Source organism: Shewanella sp. 10N.286.52.B9 (genome assembly GCF_002873635.1).
Lineage (GTDB): Bacteria > Pseudomonadota > Gammaproteobacteria > Enterobacterales > Shewanellaceae > Shewanella.
Map to the genome: position 1 here is coordinate 1 of NZ_MCTY01000157.1, position 22,506 is coordinate 22,506.

Genomic DNA, 22,506 nt, shown 5'->3' on the forward strand with positions numbered 1-22,506 from the left:
CAAAATTAGTTACAGTCTCAATAAAAACAATTATCATTAAGGATGTATTTTATAAAGTGATACATCCTTTATAATTAGGTCGTTTCACGTTGAATCTATTAAAATTTTACAGTGATACTTTTATCTTTATTTAGGCTAGTTTATTTATGGATAATTATGTTTAAATGCCCACTCAGTTAACCTCAATGCTTTGTAAGGACACAAAATGCATTCAAAAAGTATTATTTCTGTTTTAGTTACTGCTTCATTATTATTGGGTTGTGGTTCATCAGATTCTGATAGCCCTGAACCCACTACACCTGAAGTGACTCCTCCTGATACTTCAACGCCACCAGATACCACCACACCTCCTGAAGTTACAGAATACGACCACCAAGTGACTGGTTTGGCAGTATTTCAAGGTGCATTAGCTGGTGCAGACATCTGTGTAGATTTAAATTTGAATCGAACATGTGATAGTAATGAACCCATCACAACAACGGATGTCGATGGTAATTACCAAGTCGATTGGACAAGTGAAGAGGAAAGCCCAGAATACTATCTATTAGCAGATTGGATAGCCGCTCCAAATAGTAATAACCCAGCACAAGCGATTAAACTGAATTTTAAGAATGCTATTGAAGTTCAAAATATCAATCGTGTTATTTCTCCAGATGGCCAAGGTCAATTAATCGCTTTGCCTGAACACAGCGGGGCCATTAATTCATTAACTAATATTCAATTCTCTAGAATGTTAGAAATGACTGATTTAGGCTTAGCAGAAAGTAAAATCAACTCCCTAATGAGTGAGCTCAGTGTTTTACTTGCTGCGGTATATAAACAAGATGCATTAAACCCATATCAGGTGACAGTAGCTAATTCTCAGTCTGATGATTTTTTAGCTGCTGATGCGTTTCATCGTTACTTGGACGAAGTGATTGCAGGACAAGTGCCAGAGTTATTAGCACTAGAAAATATTTTAGGAATTAGTTATTCCGACCTTCAATTAATGCTTCAAGAGAGCAACTTAACTTTAGAAGAATTCATTGCGTTAGATCCTCTTGCTGCAAGAATTATTATTAGTAATGCCGCTATATACCTAGGTTATACTGACACTCCTATTGATAAGCGCATTATGGGCCAAGTGGATTGGGATATTGTGCTAGACAATCTACTGAACGAATCAGGTTTTAAACATACATTCTCGCTTCAATCTAATGTTGATTTTTCAAGTTTCAGTTTGCTCAATAAAAGCCTTGATAAAAGACTTGCTGGGTTTGTAATGAATGATCAAGTTTCAGGCTTTGAGTTTTCCTTTTCATCCGATTCAGGTAATGAAATAACCACTAAATGTTGGAATAATGAAGTTAACACTTGGCTTGAGCCTGATGAAATACCTGAAGGGTATGAACGACCGACTCCTTATGCCGACGGCAATCAATATGTTCTCCATTACTCAGGAACGACTACACCAATTAACTTCCACTTTAGTAAGTATTTTACCGCTGATAATGAGTGGGACAATGTTTTAGACACAACAGCCAGTGCATTGACACTAAATCAGCTGACGTGGCCAGAAACTTTATACAGAGTAAAGATGGAACAAACTGAAGATGTTATTTGTCGCCGCACTGACGGAAATGATCAAAGTTTTGCTATGCCTGAATACAGTTCTACAGACGATATCAGTACTACCGATATCGTGATGGCTTTTTTCAGCTCTGAATACCCTGATTTAACAGATATAGATAATGAAAATAAAACCTTTACGACTAAAGATTATCAAGGTGAATTAACTGCATCTTATCAATGGAAAATAATCACTAGTCCAAATGATAAAGATATGATTGAAGTCGTTAAAGTACCACTTGTAGTTGGCGCTCCGGCTATTATGGAAAGTACATATTATCTATTAGAAAACACCGCTGAGGAGCAGCTTGCTATTGAAGTGAGTTTTTATCCAGCGACTTCTGAAGAGTCTTTAAATGCTCCGTTAATCGTCACCTATGATGAGGAAACATATGAATTTACCGACGCTTTATATCAACATCTTTTAGGATTAATGAGCACACAACCATAATCCTTTAACAAACGCCCGCATGAAGTGGGCGTTATTTCAATGGACGATAAACATGATTTTCCTTTCTTCTCAAGTCACAAAATTAGCTGTAAAAACCTTCCCTATGACACTTTTTGTGGTCATGCTATCTGTCTCCAATCCTTTATTAGCAAAAATTAAAGCGCCACTATTTAATCCACCTGAAGAGGTAAAAAAAACGGAAAGTTTAGTCCGTAACTACAGTCCTTATTCGTTGATTAATCAAACGGTGAAGTCGATTAACGCTTTACCAGTAGAAGGCAGATTGACACGAATTAATTATCGCTTAGACCCGAAATTTACATCTCATAATTTACACAATAATTATCTTGAACAAATTAAGGGCTTAGGTGGTGAGATCATTTTTAGCTGCATTAATAACGCCTGTGGCAAAGAGTCGAAACTTAAGAACTTTATTAAGCCAATTGACAATGTCGGTGGTCGTAACCCTGCCTTAACCACCACAAAAATAACACTTGAAAGCCGTGATGTGTACGTATCGATATACATCAGTGACAGGAAAAAAGCCACTAATATTCAATTAGATATCATTGAAGTTATTGATGAGCCCTTAGATATAATTGCTATTGATAAAGACTATCTAAAAGCTGAAGTGAGCGAAATTACCGTAAAGGATAACAGTAGCAAGGATGAAAGAGGCGCAAGTGATCATCCTATGCTCACTCGAATTCCTGGGGCTTACATTCAAGACTATAAAACCTTTCAATTTGGCCAAACCACTGTCGCTTCTAAAAAAGTCGGAAAGAAATTCACCACAGAAGTCATTGAAGGGAAAATTACCGATATTGCTTATCGATTACCTCGTAGCTATTCAGAATACGAAGTGGATGCAAACTATCAAGCTGCACTTAACAAGCTAGGGTTTATCGAGACTTTTAGCTGTATTGCAAAAGAATGTGGAACCGATAGCAAGTTCCAAAGACACTTCAATGCACTCGCCACAAACGGCACCACAGAAAGCCAATTCTATCGCCTCTATTCACTAAAAAAACCAACAGGCAATGTGTATGTGATGACGTACGTAATTGGTTTTATTAAGGGCCTTTCGAGCGAATTACGGATCATTGAAGAAAATACATTAAACACTGAACGCTTAACCATTGATTTAGATGGCCTAACAGACAAAATAGCGCAAACAGGCCATGTTGCGCTTGATGGCCTATTGTTTGAATTCGACAGTGACAAGCTGATGCCAGAGGCAATGGAGGTTGTAAAAGTGGTTGCAGAGTATCTTACAAATCACCCTAAACAAGGTTTCTATGTTGTTGGCCACACTGACGATCAAGGCGGGCAAAGTTATAATAAAGCGCTGTCAGAAAAACGCGCCAAAGCGGTTAGGAATACATTAATAAACAACTTTAATATTAAGCCTTCGCAAGTTGAATCAGCAGGGCTTGGTGAATATGCGCCTGTTGCTAGCAATATGAATGATGCTGGTAAAACACAAAATCGCCGAGTCGAGCTGGTGCTGAGATCAGATAGTAAATAAGCTCTATACCCATGTTACCTCAAGATGCTTTGTCAGGCACAAGCTCGGATAACAATGCAAGGCGTAAGCTGAGGTAATTGTTATTCACTTTTCAAAGCTTACAACGTAGCAGTGGTTTTCGAGCTTGCGCCCCGTAGGGCAAGTCAAATAGCACCAATCTGCGTTGTTATAAAATATCGATGTAGAAAACTATACTTCAATTTTATGCCTAGCATCTTGGCACTATTTGCCTTGCTGACTTTGCATTTTGAAGTATCATGGGTATATATTAAATCGCAGGATTACAGACACAAAAAACCAGCATCTCTGCTGGTTTTTTATTTAATACGCAAACAAACTTTATCGCCTCATTTATTGAAGCACTAGCTCAACTCGTCTATTTTCAGCTTTATTAGCGTCACTGCTGTTGGCTATTTTCGGTGATACAGGGCCTATACCAATCGGAGTAAGCCTTGATTTGTCGACCTTCAACTTGATTAATTCTTCGATAACGGTTTGAGCTCGCGCTTTGGATAATTGAGTATTAATCTCGTAACTACCCACATTATCGGTATGACCAACCACATAGAAACGTTGCTGTGGGTGTTGTGCTAAATACTGGGTAATGGCCGTTAGTGAGGCTTTAGATGAAGCCAGCAACTTCGCCTGATTAAAGTCAAAATTAAGCCCATGTAATACCACTCGACCTTTTTGTGTGATTTCGTCATTCAAATACTCTGGATCTATGGTCACTTTAGCCGTATTCATCTCACTTTTTTCAACAATATCGACGACAATTTTATTAATACCATTACTGGTTAGCGCACCTTCTATAGCCACCAATAAGAAGATGGGATTACTCGAAGTGGCTAACTTGGCGCTAATAAACCTAAAGTCACTATCAGAATCATTATTTGTTTCTACAGGATTAAAACGGTATTGATTAGCCTCTGAGCTATATAAGTCATCAAGTAACGCATTACCACAAGCTGCCAAGTTGCAGGTGTATAAAATTTCAAAGTCAGCCGCTTTTAGCGCCGATAAATAGTTTTGATAAATCTGCAGTGTTGACTGGCTATTACTTAAGTTATAACCGATGGTTGTGCCTTTGCCTTCAACGGTAATAACTGGGGCAACTTGGTTAACTGCCACCCCTGTTGGGATAAACACTTTTTCAAATTCACGTTGTCGATAGTCAGTAATATAAGCCCCTTGATAACGGCTTATTACAGGATGGTCTTGACTGCCATCAATATCCTCTTTCTCCGCACGTAAAGGAGTTTGAACTGCTGAAATTGTTATATTGCTGTTGACTGTCACTTGGTCTAACAGTAATGCTTCAGGCTCAATGATTGTCTGCTCAATACCGATTATCCCGTCGTAGACATTAGTAATAATCCATTGATAATAAATATCACCTTTATCAGTGGCTCGCTTAGCCACTAAAAATCGAGTCTCATCATCATTATCATCTGCAATTAAACTATTGTAATTAGCCCAACTCTGCCAATAAAAATCCAATGGTTGATAACCGCAGAGTTTATCAACACAATCAATCAATAATTCAGCGCCTAACTTTTCGATCACTTGCTTATAGTTTAGGCCAACTTCAAGGGGTGATTTATTTCCTTCCAGCCTATAGCCATGAGCGGTTATCTTGCCAATGACTTCAATCAACTCAGTATCTTCGGTGCCAGGCACTACATTGACGGGGACTAATATTTTTTGGTAATGAATAACCCCAGTATTCTTGATCGTTGCGCCTTCAAATCGTGACACTGCAGGGTGATCTTCTTTAGAAGCATAGGCTTGTTGGGCACCCAAAATAGCCAAAGAGCTGATAAAAAAGATTATCCCTCTTAAAATCGTTGAAAACATTATTACATCCTTGTGGTTAAATAAAATCGAGTGTATCTCGATGATTATATTTATTATTTAGTGTTTACTTTAAGCTTTATTTACAATTTAAAGGAGAATTGTGATGCTATATATATCCATGATACTTCAAGATGCAAAGTCAGCAATAAGACACCTTAATCACTGAATATAATCCCTCTATATAAACAATTAAGATACTTATTAATACACAGCAAAATGTTCAGGTTCTTGGGCGATGCACCAATCCCAGGCAGCATGGGCCACAACAGAATCATCACTGCTTTTATCACCGTCAGCTAAATCTGCCATTTCAAACGCCATATCCATTATCTTTTGATTAATCACATCTCTAAAATCACCATTATCCATGGGATGAAAATCAAGGATGATATTTCGGATAAATTCAGGTCTTTCTTTATTTATTTGAACCCCTACAGCCATTTGATCAGTATTTCGAGCCATCGTTCCACATACATCGAATTGGGTGCTTTTATTAAGTAGCATCTCATCATCACTGTTTTGTAACAGCTCTAGATATATATTATTGTCATAATCCCATGGCGGTTTTTCAGCCGCTATACTTTGAGCGAAAAAAAATAGTGAGACAAACACTAAAGAGGATTTGAAGTTAAATGGTATTTTCATTGGAATAAGTTTCTCTATTTTTAATTAATATTTTTGCTACGACATCTGGTGCTGCAGTTACTATTAAAATCACAATGTTAACCGCATATTCTCCTTATATTTAGTGCCTTAGCAATTATCAAAAAGAGTGTAAACTATTGTTAAAAAACAACAATAACACCTTTTATAACTACTTCACTCCGACATAATTTAATAGTCACAATTTAATGCAGACACAAAAAAACCAGCATCTCTGCTGGTTTTTTTATTGGACAAGAAAAAAAGCATTAAGCTGTTTTCACTTTCCAGTTAACCGTTTCACCGGCAAAGAAAGGCACGATTGGGTTCTGATTTGGCAAGATGATTTGCTCAGGAACAACCCACTCTTCTTTAACTAAAGTCACTGTACCTGTATTGCGCGGCAGGCCATAAAAGTCTGCACCATGTAAGCTGGCAAAGCCTTCTAACTTATCTAACGCACCTAAGTCATCAAATACTTGGGCGTAAAGCTCTAATGCAGACCATGCGCTGTAACAACCCGCACAGCCACAGGCTGACTCTTTACGGTGTTTTTCATGGGGCGCTGAATCTGTGCCTAAAAAGAACTTACTTGAACCCGTTGCCACAGCCGCTTGCAATGCTTGCTGATGAATATTGCGCTTCAGCACCGGTAAGCAAAAGTTATGTGGACGTACGCCGCCAACCAATAAGTCATTACGGTTTAACAATAAATGCTGCGGGGTAATCGTTGCTGCAATATTGCTTGGCGCTGATGCCACAAACTCAGCAGCATCTTTAGTGGTGATATGTTCAAACACGATTTTAAGCGTTGGCATGGCTTCAACAATGCGCGCCATATAGCGATCGATAAACTCTTTTTCGCGATCAAAAATATCAATGTGCGATTCAGTCACTTCACCATGCACCAGCAATAACATGCCTTGCTCTGCCATCACTTCAAAGATTGGAAATAATGCATCTAATGCTTTAACTGCAGCATCAGAGTTAGTGGTGGCTCCTGCTGGGTATAATTTTGCTGCAACAACGCCTGCCGTTTTGGCATCAATGATGTCTTGCGCAGTGGTATTGTTGGTCAAAAATAGCGTCATTAATGGCTCGAACGAGCTACCTTGCGGGCGCGCAGCTAAAATGCGCTCACGGTAAGCTGACACCATAGCTGCATCGGTAACAGGCGGTACTAGGTTAGGCATCACAATCGCACGTTGGAATAAACGCGCAGTGGCAGGTACGGTTTCAGCTAGCATATCTCCATCACGGAAATGTAAGTGCCAATCGTCCGGCGTAGTAATTGTCAGTTGCGTCATTGTGAGCCCTTAATATCAATAGCAATAATTTGGCGCTATTGTGCCTGAAAAGGGCTTTTTTTGATAGGTGCTAAACTTAAACGCTGACTTTGCTACAGCAAAAAATATAGCGGCAATTACAATGATAAATTGCCGCGCAAAACGGGGAAATAGCCCCAACAAGCAGCACATCCAACTGAGGTTAAGCTGTCGTTTCAACTCAAGTGCATTAGCAAGTATGATAACCACTCAGCATTAGTCGCCACGGCATAATCAATAAAAAACTAACAAGGACATGTTTGTGATCAAATCCATTCCCCTATTCTTAGGGCAGCAGCTAAAACACACTGCGGCCATATCATCAGCGATGCTGGTATCCCTTAGCGTAAATGCGCTGCCGATAGAAAAGATTAAGCTACCACCCAATTTTACTATCGAGGTGTATGCCGATAATGTCGAAAACGCCCGTCAAATGGCGTTAGGCGATAACGGCACCTTGTTTGTCGGTAGCCGCCGCGCGGGCAACCTCTATGCGCTAATTGATAGCAATAATGACATGAAAGCTGACAAACAAATTGTATTAGCCAAGGACTTATTTATGCCATCAGGCATCGCTTTTCATGATGGCAGTTTGTATGTGGCTGAAGTGGATAAAATCTGGCGCTATAGTGATATCGAAAAACACTTACCTGATGTGCCAAAACCTGAGCTGGTTTACGATAAGTTGCCCAATAAAGCGCATCACGGCTGGAAGTTCATCAAATTTGGCCCAGATGGCAAATTATATATCCCAGTGGGTGCGCCCTGTAATGTCTGCGAAAGCGAACTGCCTTTTGCATCGATTTTAAAGCTCGATGTAGAGACTAAACAAACCACTATCGTCGCCAAAGGTGTGCGTAACAGTGTCGGTTTTGACTTTCACCCTGAAACCGGTGAGTTATGGTTTACCGATAATGGCCGCGACATGATGGGCGATGATTTACCGGATGACGAGCTTAATCATGTCACTGAAATTGGCCAGCACTTTGGTTTCCCTTATGTGCATAACGCTGACATCGCCGATCCTGAATTTTCTAATAACGAATTAGCCAAGTTAAATACCCCACCCGTGTTAAACCTCGGCGCCCATGTGGCAGCGTTAGGCATGGAGTTTTACCAAGGCGAGCAGTTTCCTGCTGAATATAAAGGCCGTATTTTCATTGCCCAGCATGGTTCATGGAATCGTAGCAGCAAGGTCGGCTATCGCATAATGCAAGTGACGTTAGACGGCAATAAAGTAAGTGATTACTAACCGTTTGCCACCGGCTGGCTGCAGGGTGAACAAAGTTGGGGCAGACCTGTCGCGGTGCTCACCATGGCAGATGGTTCGCTACTGGTTTCTGATGATGCCGCTAATGCGGTTTATCGGATTAGTTATTCTGGTGAATAACGTGTATCCATAAATAGCGAATAAAACATATTAAACTAATGGCAATTACAGCAAAGGCCATTGCTAGTTAGCTTACCTATTGTGCAAGAGTATCAGCCCGTCGGTGGTTTAGTTTCCATTGACAGCCCTTCTGATGCAGTTAGATAAACCCAGTTAACAGCAATAATATGTATGTTACCTCTACACATCCTAACAATACACGCGTATATTATCTGTCTCTAACCAATGGATGGTTCGGAAATAATCAAAGGAATGATGATGACTAATGCTTTATTTCGCTCACCTTTATACGAGCAAAAAGAACAAAACCTAAAAACACGTCTGCAGTTATCTCTAGATACCAACAAGATATTTAAAGCACTTGATGCTGACCCGAATACAACAGGGGCAGCAGTGGTGTTTATAGACAATGAATTTACTATTGTGACATTACGCCCTTTCGTTCCAATTTGCCGTAAATACCCTATCCGATTAATTTTACGTGAGCCACCCAAAGATTATTCTGCTGCTGATTATGCAAGTCAACTGAAAAATTCACATAGAGAAAGTAAGCTTTCAGGGGAGTTACTTAATACAGGGTTAAGTTGTGGAGCAGCTGTATTAAGCTGGGTTGTTATCATTGGTTCTACTGCTGCAATTCCAATTACAGGTGGAACAAGTTCTGCGGTGACCTATCTTGGTTATGCTGCAGCTACAGCTTCTGGACTCCAATGTCTAAATGGGGTAGCTAGATCTGCCATGGAAATAAATTCACCTGATAATTTAAATTGGTTAGACGGTCAACAATGGTATAACTCAGCAAATACTGCATTGGATATTATCTCACTCGGCGGTGCAGCCGCCGCAGGTGCTACCACAATAAAAATGGTAAAAACACTCAAACTCACGACGCCTAAATCTTTAACGGAAATTTTAAAAGGATTAAGCAGGCCTGAAAGAAAGCGTTTAACAATGGAAATTCAGCGGTTAAACCAACCCGGTATTAGTGCTCAAGTAATGAAGTCACTGACAAACTCCGGTCAATTAACTAAACGTTATAGTAGTCAGGCTTTAATCAATGCAGTTTCACTTAACCTTAAAGATGCAATTGGAGCAAGTTTGAGTTTTACGGGAAGTTCTCTAAATGGATCAATAAAGAATTTAGCTATCGGAATATATGAGGAGCTAGGTCCCGATGAACGGTAACTTTTTTGAAGAGCATGATTTTTCCCTGTGGATTTTTGCTGTAGGAATTACAGTCATCATGTTAATGATGATTGGAGCTGGTATTGCAGCAGCTATATTTGTTTTTTCACTTGAATACTTGTTCGGAGACTTTACTCCAGAAAAACTTTGGGGGATTCTTATACCCATTGAGGTCATTTTAAGCCTGAGTATTACCTTTACTAATATCATAATTACACGGGGATACCCGAAAGCAGCTAAAGCTAATAAGGCAATTATATACATTATCTTGGCATGCTTTTTATTTGGCTTATTATTTTTTGATCATGAGCTTAAGTGGTTTTATCTAAGCTTTATTGCTCTGCCCACTACTGCATATTGGCTGATAAATACCACCAAATACAAAGCATACCTCGCTTACTTTGAAGCATTACACAAAGACCCTGAAGCGTTTAGGTTACAAATGGAAAAAAGGGTTAGCTGATTCCTGAAGCTTCCAATAATGGGCGGCTTGTTGGTATTTTCAAACTTCGTTTGAATTAATGTCATGGATTGAGCCTTAATTTGCCAAAGGGTAGCAATCACATTTCCAAACTTCATTTGTTGAATCAACGTCGTGGTGCTTCGCCCACACCAGACCAAAAGGGAGTGAACGGCAACTCCCTCTTGCATCACCCTCGCCGCTCCGGCGAAATTTAAACAGCAAAATTTCCAACGGAGAATCATCCAGCTTTTAACTTCGTTTGTAGGCTGCTTCGGTAATCTTCAAAAATCACTAACGCATTCGATGGGGCGTCCCTTCCCCTCGAAAGCTAGCCAGACATCCATGTCTGGACTCACGTAATTTTTTTGCTTACCTCAATTCAAATTGAACATTCAGATAAGAGCAAAAACACCAAAAGCACCAAAAGCTATATTGTTTCTAATTTTAACCTAGTTAAGCCAAACGAACCTGCAGGCACAATAATCTCCGTTGGAAGTGTCCGAATGCGTTGAGCTAATTTGCGTGATGGAGGCAGGACGCCGACATAGCCTCAGATTGAGCCATGGATGGCGAATCTGAGGCGATAGCAAATTCGCTCTATAGCATGAGGGTCAACACTTCGTCGGAGCGGCAAGGGATGTCGAGAAGGGAAATGCTGTTGTTTCCCTTTCGTCGGGTGTGGGCGAAGCGCCACGACTTTGATCTACTTATTAACTAACCTAATAAAATGACTTTTATTGATAAAACCTAGCAAAGTCACCCACAAAAAAACCAGCCACTTTTTCAAGTAGGCTGGTTTTTAAATCGTGATTGTTAAGCCAACGGCTTAACCAACAATTACCCTTGTGGGCGCATCGCTGGGAACAAGATCACGTCACGAATAGTGTGTGTGTTAGTGAATAACATCACTAAACGATCGATACCAATACCTTGACCTGCAGTTGGTGGTAAACCGTGCTCTAGTGCGCGAATATAATCGGCATCGTAGAACATCGCTTCATCGTCACCGGCATCTTTAGCATCAACTTGTGCTTTAAAGCGATTGTCTTGATCTTGTGCATCGTTAAGCTCAGAGAAACCGTTAGCCACTTCACGGCCGCCAATGAAGAACTCGAAACGGTCGGTGATGAAATGGTTGTCGTCGTTACGACGTGCAAGTGGTGAAATGTCAGCTGGGTAACCAGTAATGAACGTAGGTTGCATTAACTGAGGCTCAGCGGTTTCACCAAAGATTTCTTCAAGTAGTTGACCACAAGTCCAGAACTTCTCGATTGTCATGCCAAGGCTCTTAGCCAAGTCACGCATGAACTCAACGTCTTTAACTTCTTCGTAAGTCATAGACTGAATGGTTGCGTTGTCAGGGTTGTATTTTTTGATAGCGTCTAACATGCTTAAACGTGCATATGGGCCACCAAAATCAACAGTATGCTCACCGTATGGTAGCTTGGTAGAACCACAAAGCTCAGTAGCGATCGAACTTAGCATTTCTTCAGTAAGATCCATTAGATCTTTGTAATCAGCGTACGCCATATAGAATTCCATCATAGTGAATTCTGGGTTATGACGAGGCGATAAGCCTTCGTTACGGAAGTTACGGTTAACTTCAAATACTCGCTCAAAACCACCAACCACTAGACGCTTAAGGTATAGCTCTGGTGCGATACGCAAGTACATCGCCATATCAAGTGCATTGTGGTGCGTTTCAAAAGGACGCGCGCTAGCGCCACCAGGAATGCTGTGCATCATTGGGGTTTCAACTTCCATGAACTCTTTTTTGATCATGAAGTTACGGATAGCTGAAACCACTTTAGAACGCATAATAAATGCATTACGTGACTCTTCGTTAACGATTAAGTCAACGTAACGTTGACGGTAACGCGTTTCTTGGTCTGATAAACCGTGGAACTTTTCAGGCAGTGGACGCAATGCTTTAGTGAGCAATTGGTACTGCTCCATGTTCACATATAAATCGCCTTTACCAGAAAGGTGTAACTTACCGGTCACACCGATGATGTCACCAATGTCTAAACCTTGGAATGTGGCTTTAAGATCTTTTTGAACATCTTTACCCGCGTAGGCTTGAATGCGACCAGATACATCTTGGATTACCAAGAATGGGCCACGTTTAGCCATAATACGCCCAGCAATTGAACGGTTAACGTCCATGCCTTCAAGCTCTTCTTTAGTGAAGTGACCATATTCAGCTTGAATATCGGCAGCTTTGTGTTTGCGATCGAAGTTATTTGGGTGACCATTTGCAGGGCAGTTTTCGCGGATGTGATCTAGTTTCGCGCGACGTTCTGCAATTAACTTGTTTTCGTCTTGGGTTTGTTCAGTCATCTTCTTCTCTCGTTAAAGGCCAGATTTAAGGCTAGCTTCAATAAACTTGTCCAAGTCGCCATCTAAGACGCTTTGGGTATTTCGGTTTTCAACACCGGTACGTAAATCTTTAATACGGGCATCATCAAGCACGTATGAACGGATTTGGCTGCCCCAACCAATATCTGATTTGGCATCTTCCGCGGCTTGCTTATCAGCGTTCTGTTTGAGCATTTCTAACTCGTACAGTTTCGCTTTTAATTGTTTCATTGCAGCGTCACGGTTCTTATGTTGCGAACGGTCATTTTGACACTGCACCACAGTATTAGTGGGTAAATGGGTAATACGTATTGCTGATTCGGTTTTGTTGACGTGCTGACCACCTGCACCTGAGGCGCGGTAGGTATCAATACGTAAATCAGATGGATTGATATCAATCTCAATTGAATCGTCAATTTCTGGGTAAACGAATACCGAACAGAAAGAAGTATGACGCTTACCTGACGAATCAAACGGTGACTTACGCACTAAACGGTGAACACCGGTTTCTGTACGCAGCGAACCAAAGGCATATTCACCATTAAACTTGATGGTTGCGCCTTTAATACCAGCGACATCGCCGTCGGTGACTTCCATTAGTTCAGGTTTGTAATCGTGGGCTTCACCCCAACGTAAATACATACGCAGTACCATATTGGCCCAATCTTGTGCCTCGGTACCACCAGAACCTGATTGAATGTCTAAGTAGCAGTCTGCAGCATCATGTGGGCCCGAGAACATACGGCGGAATTCAAGTTCTTCCAAACGTTTCTCAAGATCATCTAATTCTGTGCTGGCATCGTTAAAGGTTTCTTCATCATCTTCTTCGATGGCAAGTTCAACCAGTCCTTCAATATCTTCAAGGCCGCTATCCATATCGTCGATCGTTTTCACGACGGCTTCTAGGGCGCTGCGCTCTTTACCTAGGGCTTGGGCATTATCTGGATCATTCCAAACTTCCGCACTTTCGAGCTCTCTACTGACTTCTTCTAAACGCTCACTTTTGGCAGCGTAGTCAAAGATACCCCCGAAGAAGTTCGGTGCGGTCAGCGAGTTCCTTGATTTTGAATTTAACTGGATTTACTTCAAACATGAATTTTCTACTTAATTTAGCGGTAAACAATACAATTAACCGCGCATTTTACCCCATGACTGCGACTAAACCTAGCGCTCAGAGGCGATTATTAACAAACATTAGTGGAATTGTTGATAACCAGGAAAAAACCGCCCATCAGCAAGCTGAACCACAAGCTGTGTTATTGGCTAAAAATGTCAGCAAATAGCCCAAAACCATGGCATTACTATAGCTAAAAATGGTTCATCAAGCCGCTGACTGGTAATGTAACCGGCTTAGAATTAATTGCTAAAAAAACGTTAACCTGCGACATAATCGGGCCTTTTATTCAGCACATCTACAACAATCTCTTTCAAATCTGCACGTTACTCCCCTTAGCTTTAAACTTTTATCAGCACTCGAATATGGCAGCGATCAACTACCAATAGCACCAAGATCAATTTAACCCCAAATTTGCGACCTAATCCCACTTAAAGCTAGAGCAAAACAGATTAAGTCACAAAACCACACCCAAGCGTGATGGCGGTTACAAAAGCTTATTCCACTTACTCAGCTTGATTCTGTTCATCTAAAAATAGGTATATTTTGTAGAGCTAATAAAGGGCGAAAATTTAGCCTGTAATAACCCCTACAAGGCCTAGTGATGATTACTCTCAAAATAGATGGCATTGCGTTAACTGTCAGTGCTGATAAAAATATTCTTCAAGCCGCTCGCGATGGCGGGATAAACATTCCTAGCTTATGCGATCCTGCAAACGGCAATACCCAGCACAGCGATGGTAAACACAGTCATGGCAAACAAGCCTGTAATCTTTGTGTGGTTGATATCAAAAATCACGATGGCAGCTGCCGCAAAGTAAAAGCCTGTGAAACCCCTGTTGCCAGTGACATGCACATTACCACTCAAACCGCTGAGTTAAGCAAGTTACGCCAAGCAGCGTTAACCACTATTTTGTCTGATCACTTTGCTGACTGTGAAGCGCCCTGTCAGCAAGCCTGCCCTGCAGGGGTGGATATTCAAAGTTACCTGTTTCATATCGCCCAAGGTAATCACACCGAAGCGGTAAAAGTCATTAAGCAAACCTTACCTTTGCCGCTGTCTATTGGCCGTGTTTGCCCGGCCTTTTGTGAAGCCGAATGTCGCCGAGGCTTGGTTGATGAGCCAGTGGCTATTAGACAATTAAAGCGCCACGCCGCCGATTTAGACCTTGCCGATGAGCACAGCTATCAAATTGAAAAGCTGCCAGCTACTGGTAAAAAAGTCGCCATTATTGGTAGTGGCCCTGCTGGTTTAAGCGCCGGTTACTTTTTATCAAACCAAGGCCATCAGGTGCGCATTTTTGAGTCTATGCCCAAAGCGGGTGGCTGGCTGCGCTATGGCATTCCTGAGTATCGCTTACCTAAAGATATTCTTGATAAAGAAATTGATTTACTTAGCCAAAATGGCCTAGACATTGTCACTAATACTCGCCTTGGTGAAGATGTTCATCTAAAACAACTTACCGATGATTACGATGCTGTGTGTTTAGCCATTGGCGCCCAAAAAGCAGTGGCGATGAACTACCCGGGCAGTGATCTAACAGGCTGTTACTTAGGGGTCGATTACTTACGAGATTACTGCACCGAGCAAAGCTATCAAATCGGTCATAAAGTCGCGGTGATTGGCGGCGGTAATACTGCCATTGATTGCGCCCGCACCGCCGTGCGCGCAGGCCATGATGTCACCTTAATTTATCGCCGTACCCGTGCTGATATGCCAGCTGAGCCTTATGAAATTCATGAAGCTGAAGTTGAAGGGGTTAAGTTTCACTTTTTAACTAATCCGCTTAACAATATCGCTAATGAAGACGGCCAAGTCAGCGCCATTGAACTGGCGAAAATGGCCTTGGGCGAACCTGATGCATCAGGGCGGCGCTCACCAAAAGCCACTGGCGAAAGCTTTATTGAAGCCTTTGATACTGTCATTGCTGCGGTGTCGCAAACCCCAGATATGAGCTTTATGGAAGATCCAGCCAGTCACCTCACCACAGGTGAACTGGCGCTAACTCGCTGGAATACTTTTATCGGCTGTGAGCACACTATGTCTGCAGGGGTTGATAAACTGTTTGTAATTGGTGACTCTCGCCGCGGCCCAGCGACAGCAGTAGCGGCCATTGGTGATGGCCGTAAAGCCGCTGTAGCCATTAATAAATTGCTACACGAGGGGCTCAATTGCGACTTAACCCCAAAACCATTTAATGCAACGAAAGCGCCTAAAACCGCTGAATTATCAGCCGAGTTATACCCCAGCATTGCAGCAAAACCTCGCTACAAAATGGCTGAGCTTAGCGCCATTGAGCGTCAGCTAAATTTCAATGAAGTGGAGTTAGGCTATGCGCCCGATGAAGCAATGCAAGAAGCCGCCCGCTGTTTAGAGTGTGCTTGTCAGGCCAATACCGATTGTAAATTACGTGATTATGCCACTGAGTATCATGTGCAAGCGGAGCAATTAGACAGCACCAATGCGCGCCAATTTGCGGTGGATAAAACCAGCCCGTTTATTCAGTTTGATGCCAACCGCTGTATTAGCTGCGGCAAATGCGTCGATATTTGTGGTCAGCAAAGTGGTCACAATGCCATTAAGTTCACTAAAGACAGCTTCCAAGCATTACCGAATCAATTAACCGATGAGCGCCAAGCACCTCGGGTTGGCTTTAGTGCCAGCATGGCCGACAGTGATTGTGTGCAATGTGGTAACTGCGTGCAAGTGTGCCCAACTGGCGCGCTGGTTGATGCCCGTGATAAACGCCAAGGCGATGAAGAGCAGTTAACGACCACCTCGACCATTTGTACATACTGTGGTGTGGGTTGTCGTATCGAAGTCAGCGTGTCACCGACCACAGGCAAAATTTGCCATGTTGAAGGCAGTAAACACTCTAATGTTAACGATGGCATGTTGTGCGTTAAGGGCCGTTTTGGGTTTGACTTTATTCAAAGCGAGCAACGCTTAACCACGCCGCTTATTCGTAAAATGGGCGAGCTGATCCCCTGCAGTTGGGATGAAGCGCTAGATACCATCGCCGATAATTTTGCCAAGGTTAAAGCTGAAGCAGGCGCTGATGCCATTGCCACTTTAGCCTCAGCCAAAGCCACCAATGAAGATAACTACCTCATTCAAAAGTTTGTTCGCAGCGTATTAGGCACCAATAATATCGACCATTGTGCCCGTTTGTGTCATGCCAGTACTGTGTCAGCCCTGCAACTAAGTTTGGGTAGCGGCGCAATGACCAATGATATTCCGGGGATCAAAGAGTCTGACTTAATCTTTATCTTAGGCTCAGATACCTGCAATGCGCACCCGATAATTGCCTCAAGAATTAAACAAGCGATTCGCTCCCATGGCGCCCGCTTGATCGTTGCCGACCCAAAACGTGTCTCCATTGCTGATGATGCCTGTTTATACGTAGCGCAAAAGCCCGGCTCTGATGTGGTGCTGCTCAATGCGATTATGGCTGAGATCATTCGTCATGATTGGCATGACAAAGACTATATCAACGCCCATACCCAAGGCTTTGATGCAGTGATGCAAGAAGTGCTTAAGCCTGAATATCAGTTGCAAAATGCCACCAAGATTTGTGGGGTTAGCGCTGAGGATATTGCCCAAATGGCGCGTTATATTGGCACAGCGGAGAAAACCGCAGTCTACTACGCTATGGGCATAACCCAGCACACCTCAGGCCATGACAATGTCACTGCTATCGCTAACCTGCAAATGCTCTGTGGCAATTTAGGTAAAGTGGGTGCAGGCATTAATCCACTGCGTGGCCAAAGTAATGTCCAAGGTGCGTGTGATATGGGCGCGCTGCCAAATTACTACACTGGCTATCAGCGGGTTGATAACCCAGTGGTGCGTGAGAAATTTGAGCAGCAGTGGCAAACGCCGCTGTCAGCCACCGAGGGCTTAACGGCCACTGAAGTGATGCATGCCATTACCGAAGATAAAGTTAAAGCCTTATACGTTATGGGCGAAAACCCTGTGCTGAGCGACCCAGATCAAGCCCATGTGCTTGAAGCTTTGGAGAAGCTGCCGTTTTTAGTGGTGCAAGATATCTTCTTAACTGAAACCGCCAAGTATGCAGATGTGGTGCTACCTGCGGCATCATTTGCTGAAAAACAGGGCCACTTTACCAATACAGAGCGCCGAGTGCAGCGCCTAGAAGCAGTATTAACCCCGCCGGGACAAGCCCGCGCTGACTGGCAAATCATTCAAGATATTGCCAATAAACTGGGCGCTAACTGGCACTACGCTAACGAGCAAGCGATCACTAACGAGATCAATCAAGTGACCCCGCAATATCAAGGGATCACTTGGGATCGTTTAAGTGCTGATAAACATGGCACGCCAAGTAAAGGGCTGCAGTGGCCTTGCCGTGATGAGCAACATACGGGAACGCCCGTGCTGCATCATGAGCAGCCCATTAAAGGCAAAGGTATATTCACCGCCGTGAGCTATCGCGCCCCAGCCGAATCTACCTGTGATGAGTATCCATTGGTATTGTCTACAGGTCGCTTATTAGAGCAGTTTCACACCGGTACCTTAAGCCGAAAAACCAGCGGTTTAGATACTTTAGGTACCCCAAGAGTGATGATGTCGGTGTTTGATGCTGAGCGTCTTGGGGTGAGTAATGGCGATAATTTAAAACTGAGTTCACGCCGCGGCGAAATTGAAATTGCCGCCTTTGTCACTAAGCGAGCGCAAGCGGGCGTTTTATTCTTACCGTTCCACTTTGCTGAAGCGGCGGCGAATAAGTTAACCAATAACGCCGTCGATCCGGTGGCCAAAATACCTGAGTTTAAAGTCTGCGCCGTTAAAGCGGAGTTAGCCACAGCGGTGTAATTTCACGCTTAACTGAAGTAAAACTGACGTAAAAACTGATAAAAAAGGCAAGCTTAGGTATATCACCAAGCTTGCCTTTTTTTATCGCGATATCGTATTTAGTTAAAGCACGGCTAACAAAGCCCCTGTCGCGGCAAACCCTGCTACTAACAAAACAATGTTGGGCTTAAAGATTTTCAGCACGCCAAAGCCTAATAACACCAATGCCATATCAATAGGTAATAGCACCGCTGAGGTAAACACTGGCGAATAAAGTGCGGCAAACAGTAACCCCACCACAGCGGCATTCACTCCAGCAATCGCCCCTGATATAACCGGTCGCTCACTGATAGCATGCCAGCTTTTTAGCCCCACCAGCATCAGTAAAAATCCCGGTACAAAAATGGCAATGGTCGCCACAATCGCGCCTAAAATGGGTTGCTCTAACCATAAATCGGCCCCTAAAAAGGTCGCCAAGGTGAACATAGGCCCAGGAATCGCCTGCGCTAGTGCATAACCTGTTAGAAATCGATCTGGGCTTACCAGCTCACCGACATTGGCTTCCAGCAGTGGTAGCACTACATGGCCGCCGCCAAACACTAAGCTGCCCACCTGATAAAATTGTGCAAATACTTGGCCTAGGGTGCCAGTTTGATTAATAAAGTAAAACGTCGACACTATGCCAACGATAAATAACGCTAGCCAGCCATAGTTAAGCTTAATAGGGCTATTTTCTGGGGTAATATTTTCGCCTTTGGTGAGCAATACCACGCCCATTATCGCCGCCAGCAATAATACGATAATTTGGGTCAGCATTGAGGGGAGTAACATCAAGCAAGCTGCGGTAAGCAACATAATAACCCGGGCGGTTTTGCGCTGACAAAATTGGCTAAACATTCCCAATGTCGCATCAGCCACTACCACTACTGCCAGCAATTTTAAGCCATGGATCATGCCGACTACGGCATCGGCTTCAAGCCACTTGGCACTGGTTACCGCAAGTAAGAACAGCAACATAAAAGACGGTAAGGTGAAACCCAAAAATGCGGCTATTGCGCCTGCTAAGCCGCTGCGATGATAACCAATGGCAAAGCCAACCTGACTCGAACCCGGCCCTGGCATAAACTGACTTAACGCCACAAAGCTGCCATAGCGTTTTTCATCGAGCCAATTAAGCTCGCTAACAAAGGTCTGCCTAAAATAACCAATATGCGCTGCGGGGCCGCCAAAACTGACTAAACCTAAGGCTAAAAAACGGGTAAATATTTGCCACATAAGCTGTCCAATTCCGTTTAGAGATAAGCTGGCGATAGCATCACTGGCTTAAGTTTAAATAATGAGGTTTAAATAATTAGTTTTAAATAATAAGAGTTTGATACGAGATCATTAATACCAGCTTGCTATCAACCCCGTCACTAGATTAATTATATGACGCTTTGGTGTCGTTTTTATGACAGCGTACTTTTTCTGACCGCACAGTTTGATGACAATAGGCTCGATAGCTCATTGAGTCTAGTTAGGCTTGTAATTGCGCTAACACTTTCTCGCTGAGTAACTTTAATTGCTGTAATTCATCTGCGCTGCCACCGACTTTACAGCGCATCAATTGTGGAATTTGGCTCGCTTGCCGTTTTAAAGCCAGTCCTTGGGGCGTTAACTGTAATACCCTAACCCGCTCGTCTTCTTTACTGCGATCTCGGATAACCAGTTGCTTTGTTTCCAGTCTTTTTAGTAACGGTGTTAAGGTGCCTGAGTCCAAATGTAATTTTTCACCTAAGGTTTTAACGCTAATCCCGGGCTCTTTCCACAGCACCATCATCACTAAATATTGCGGATAGGTTAGTGATAGCTCATCAAGTAGTGGCCGATAAGCGCGCACGACCGCATTGGTGGCACTATAAAGCGCAAAACATACTTGGTTTTCTAATGCCAATGCATCAAACTTTTCACTCATAATCATTCCTTAAATCCTAGTCACAGGCTTACTTTCTCGCAAAATTCTAATATCTATGGCGCTCAGTATTTGATGTGCAGCTTAATCACAACTACTGCATAGCCAAAGCGATTATCAGTTTATCACACTTAAATTGCGCACAATACAATATACTGATAGACCATTAGCCATTACTGCGCTGATACAGATTAATACAAAAATATTATCTACCTTTCCTTATTTTGGCCGATAAATCATTAACCCATTTAGGTTTCGCTAATTAGAGTAATAATATTATGGCACTTTCCATCAATGCTCCATCATCAATGCCGACCAATATCGATTCAGGTAGTAGCCTCAAAGTTGCTGTAATTGCAAAAGATCAGCAAAAAATTGAAGGTGAAATGGCCCTTCAATTAATTGAAGCCGCGCTGCCACCACCGGTTGGTAACTCAGGCCATAACATTAATATCAAAGCCTAAAGCTGTTACTGCTGAGTTGAGCTGTTGGATTAAGCTCATGCTCGATTAAGCTAAATTAGCCAGATAGGTTATGATTTATTTTTAAGCACCTTTAAAAATAGGATTATCTATCATGGCTATAAGAGCATTACTGTTATTGCTGAGTTACTGCGCGAGCACTCAGGCCATTGCACTGAGTGATCATGAGGTATTAGCTAATACTCAAGCCACTGAAGCTGATAAGTTAGCGCCTGCTTTTGATTGCCAGCAAGCAAGTGGCGAAGTGGAGCAGCTTATTTGCCAAGATAGTCAATTGGCACAGCTTGATATACAGCTCAATCAAGTGTTCAAAAAGTCAATTTCCCAGCTAGGCGCAGATGCTGATTTAGATGTAGATGCATTAGCGCAACTTAAAGCTTTTCAGCGAGGCTGGATAAAAGGCCGTAATGAGTGTTGGAAGGCTGACGATATTAAACAGTGCGTGATTTACGCCTATACTTCACGGCTAACCGAATTACAGATCGCCGCTGCGGTATTTGACGTACCTAAGGCGGTACAATATCAATGTGATCCCCCATCGAACAACAATCTGATGAGTATTAGGGTTTATTTTTATAACCAAACTGCGATACCTGCAGCAATATTGAACCTAAGCTTAGCTCCAACTGCTGATCCAATTGCAGATTCAAGAGCTGTCACGGTAGCGCAGCAAAATCCGCTATTAACATTACTGACGCTAAGTGCATCTGGGGCGAAATACCAAGGGCAGAATGTTAGTTTCTGGACTCACCAGCAACAAGCCGTGCTAAGCCAATTTGGGCAAGCGGATATAGATTGCCGAGTAAAATAGGGTAAAAGTCCAATAAAAAAACCATGCTAAAAAGCATGGTTTATTGTTTACTAACGCTAAGTACTAAGCGCTAGCGGTTTAGATTAGTTTAAAATGCTGTAGCCGCGATTTGCCATGCAGTTACGCACTACTGTTTCTTTCTCTGCTTCGTAATTGGCTTCATTGGCTCTTCTATCTTTCGCGCCACCTAGCAAGCCTACAGCAACACCAATACCGGCGCCGGTTTTAGCACCATGTGAACCACTACCACCAGCAATGGCACTGCCCGCTGCGCCTACTGCCGCACCTTTAAGGCCACTACTAATGGCACCACGAGATTCAGTATTTTTATGAACTTGCTGTGACATTTCTTGGCATTGATATTGATCGAAAACAAAATCTTTTTCATTCACGCCCGTTTTATCATAAATAATATTCGCGCTAGCTGAAAATGCTAAAAAAGAAAGCGAAACCAGTAATAATTTTTTCATATAAACCTCAAGCGATAATCAACTTATGGACGTATCCTACCTAAAGCATAATGTA

General features: G+C 42.6%; 16 protein-coding genes and 1 pseudogene. 9 read left to right on the forward strand and 8 right to left on the reverse strand.

The features are described 5' to 3' along the window. The first annotated feature begins 205 nt into the window (after positions 1-205). Together BCU91_RS08290 and BCU91_RS08295 are read left to right on the forward strand one after the other, a co-directional pair. Positions 206-2,059, forward strand: a complete 1,854-nt coding sequence (locus tag BCU91_RS08290) for a hypothetical protein (RefSeq protein WP_102531268.1) — start codon at positions 206-208, stop codon at positions 2,057-2,059. A gap of 52 nt (positions 2,060-2,111) precedes the next feature. Next, positions 2,112-3,587 (forward strand): OmpA family protein, encoded by a 1,476-nt coding sequence (locus tag BCU91_RS08295; protein ID WP_102531269.1) that lies wholly within the window; start codon positions 2,112-2,114, stop codon positions 3,585-3,587. A 351-nt stretch (positions 3,588-3,938) separates the two neighbouring features. On the opposite strand, the gene BCU91_RS08300 is transcribed toward BCU91_RS08295, so the two are convergent. From BCU91_RS08300 to pyrC, 3 genes are all read right to left on the reverse strand, one after another. After that, a complete protein-coding gene (locus BCU91_RS08300; protein WP_102531270.1) occupies positions 3,939-5,444 on the reverse strand; it encodes an OmpA family protein in 1,506 nt (501 codons plus the stop codon). A gap of 201 nt (positions 5,445-5,645) precedes the next feature. Continuing rightward, positions 5,646-6,089 carry a hypothetical protein gene (locus BCU91_RS08305; RefSeq protein WP_102531271.1) on the reverse strand — a complete coding sequence of 148 codons (444 nt, stop codon included), beginning with the start codon at positions 6,087-6,089 and terminating at the stop codon, positions 5,646-5,648. Positions 6,090-6,355: 266 nt separating this feature from the next. Continuing rightward, complete coding sequence (gene pyrC, locus BCU91_RS08310) at positions 6,356-7,393, reverse strand: dihydroorotase (protein ID WP_102531272.1); 1,038 nt, start codon at positions 7,391-7,393, stop codon at positions 6,356-6,358. Positions 7,394-7,739: 346 nt separating this feature from the next. Between pyrC and BCU91_RS08315 the strand changes: the two are divergent. The 3 genes and pseudogenes from BCU91_RS08315 to BCU91_RS08325 all read left to right on the forward strand — a co-directional run bounded on the left by BCU91_RS08315 (position 7,740) and on the right by BCU91_RS08325 (position 10,449). After that, positions 7,740-8,801: pseudogene (locus BCU91_RS08315) on the forward strand (PQQ-dependent sugar dehydrogenase). A gap of 225 nt (positions 8,802-9,026) precedes the next feature. Beyond that, on the forward strand, positions 9,027-9,986 hold the full coding sequence (locus BCU91_RS08320; RefSeq protein WP_206747621.1) for a hypothetical protein: 960 nt from the start codon (positions 9,027-9,029) through the stop codon (positions 9,984-9,986). Beyond that, positions 9,976-10,449: a hypothetical protein gene (locus BCU91_RS08325; protein WP_102531274.1), complete on the forward strand. Its 474-nt coding sequence runs from the start codon at positions 9,976-9,978 to the stop codon at positions 10,447-10,449. The genes BCU91_RS08320 and BCU91_RS08325 overlap by 11 nt, the downstream gene beginning before the upstream one ends. 837 nt (positions 10,450-11,286) lie before the next feature. On the opposite strand, the gene lysS is transcribed toward BCU91_RS08325, so the two are convergent. After that, positions 11,287-12,789 carry a lysine--tRNA ligase gene (lysS, locus tag BCU91_RS08330; protein WP_102435746.1) on the reverse strand — a complete coding sequence of 501 codons (1,503 nt, stop codon included), beginning with the start codon at positions 12,787-12,789 and terminating at the stop codon, positions 11,287-11,289. 12 nt (positions 12,790-12,801) lie between these two features. Continuing rightward, positions 12,802-13,900, reverse strand: a protein-coding gene (prfB, locus tag BCU91_RS08335; protein ID WP_198589352.1) for a peptide chain release factor 2 whose coding sequence is annotated in 2 segments (ribosomal slippage) — positions 12,802-13,824 and positions 13,826-13,900 — 1,098 coding nt in all. Because the reading frame shifts where the segments join, the coding sequence is not laid out codon by codon here. On the opposite strand from prfB, the gene BCU91_RS08340 reads away from it, so the two are divergent. Both BCU91_RS08340 and fdhF read left to right on the forward strand, forming a co-directional pair. Beyond that, entirely contained in the window at positions 13,899-14,090 is a 192-nt protein-coding gene (locus BCU91_RS08340) for a hypothetical protein (protein WP_102435742.1), read from the forward strand. The two genes, prfB and BCU91_RS08340, sit on opposite strands and share 2 nt — an antisense overlap. A gap of 435 nt (positions 14,091-14,525) precedes the next feature. Continuing rightward, entirely contained in the window at positions 14,526-18,758 is a 4,233-nt protein-coding gene (gene fdhF, locus BCU91_RS08345; RefSeq protein WP_102531275.1) for a formate dehydrogenase subunit alpha, read from the forward strand. Between the two features lie 102 nt (positions 18,759-18,860). On the opposite strand, the gene chrA is transcribed toward fdhF, so the two are convergent. Both chrA and BCU91_RS08355 read right to left on the reverse strand, forming a co-directional pair. Continuing rightward, positions 18,861-20,012, reverse strand: a complete 1,152-nt coding sequence (chrA, locus tag BCU91_RS08350) for a chromate efflux transporter (protein ID WP_102531276.1) — start codon at positions 20,010-20,012, stop codon at positions 18,861-18,863. 241 nt (positions 20,013-20,253) lie between these two features. Next, entirely contained in the window at positions 20,254-20,691 is a 438-nt protein-coding gene (locus BCU91_RS08355) for a MarR family transcriptional regulator (RefSeq protein WP_241901103.1), read from the reverse strand. Positions 20,692-20,966: 275 nt separating this feature from the next. Here BCU91_RS08355 and BCU91_RS08360 point away from each other — a divergent pair, with 275 nt between their 5' ends. Both BCU91_RS08360 and BCU91_RS08365 read left to right on the forward strand, forming a co-directional pair. Further along, positions 20,967-21,152: a cytoplasmic protein gene (locus tag BCU91_RS08360; protein ID WP_076543161.1), complete on the forward strand. Its 186-nt coding sequence runs from the start codon at positions 20,967-20,969 to the stop codon at positions 21,150-21,152. A gap of 112 nt (positions 21,153-21,264) precedes the next feature. After that, positions 21,265-21,981: an MliC family protein gene (locus BCU91_RS08365; protein WP_102435734.1), complete on the forward strand. Its 717-nt coding sequence runs from the start codon at positions 21,265-21,267 to the stop codon at positions 21,979-21,981. Positions 21,982-22,064: 83 nt separating this feature from the next. Here the strand turns inward: BCU91_RS08365 and BCU91_RS08370 are convergent, their stop codons facing one another. Next, the gene (locus BCU91_RS08370; RefSeq protein WP_076543163.1) at positions 22,065-22,451 is read right to left on the reverse strand and encodes an RNA polymerase subunit sigma; all 387 of its coding nucleotides are present in this window, start codon (positions 22,449-22,451) and stop codon (positions 22,065-22,067) included. Between the last annotated feature and the right edge of the window lie 55 nt (positions 22,452-22,506).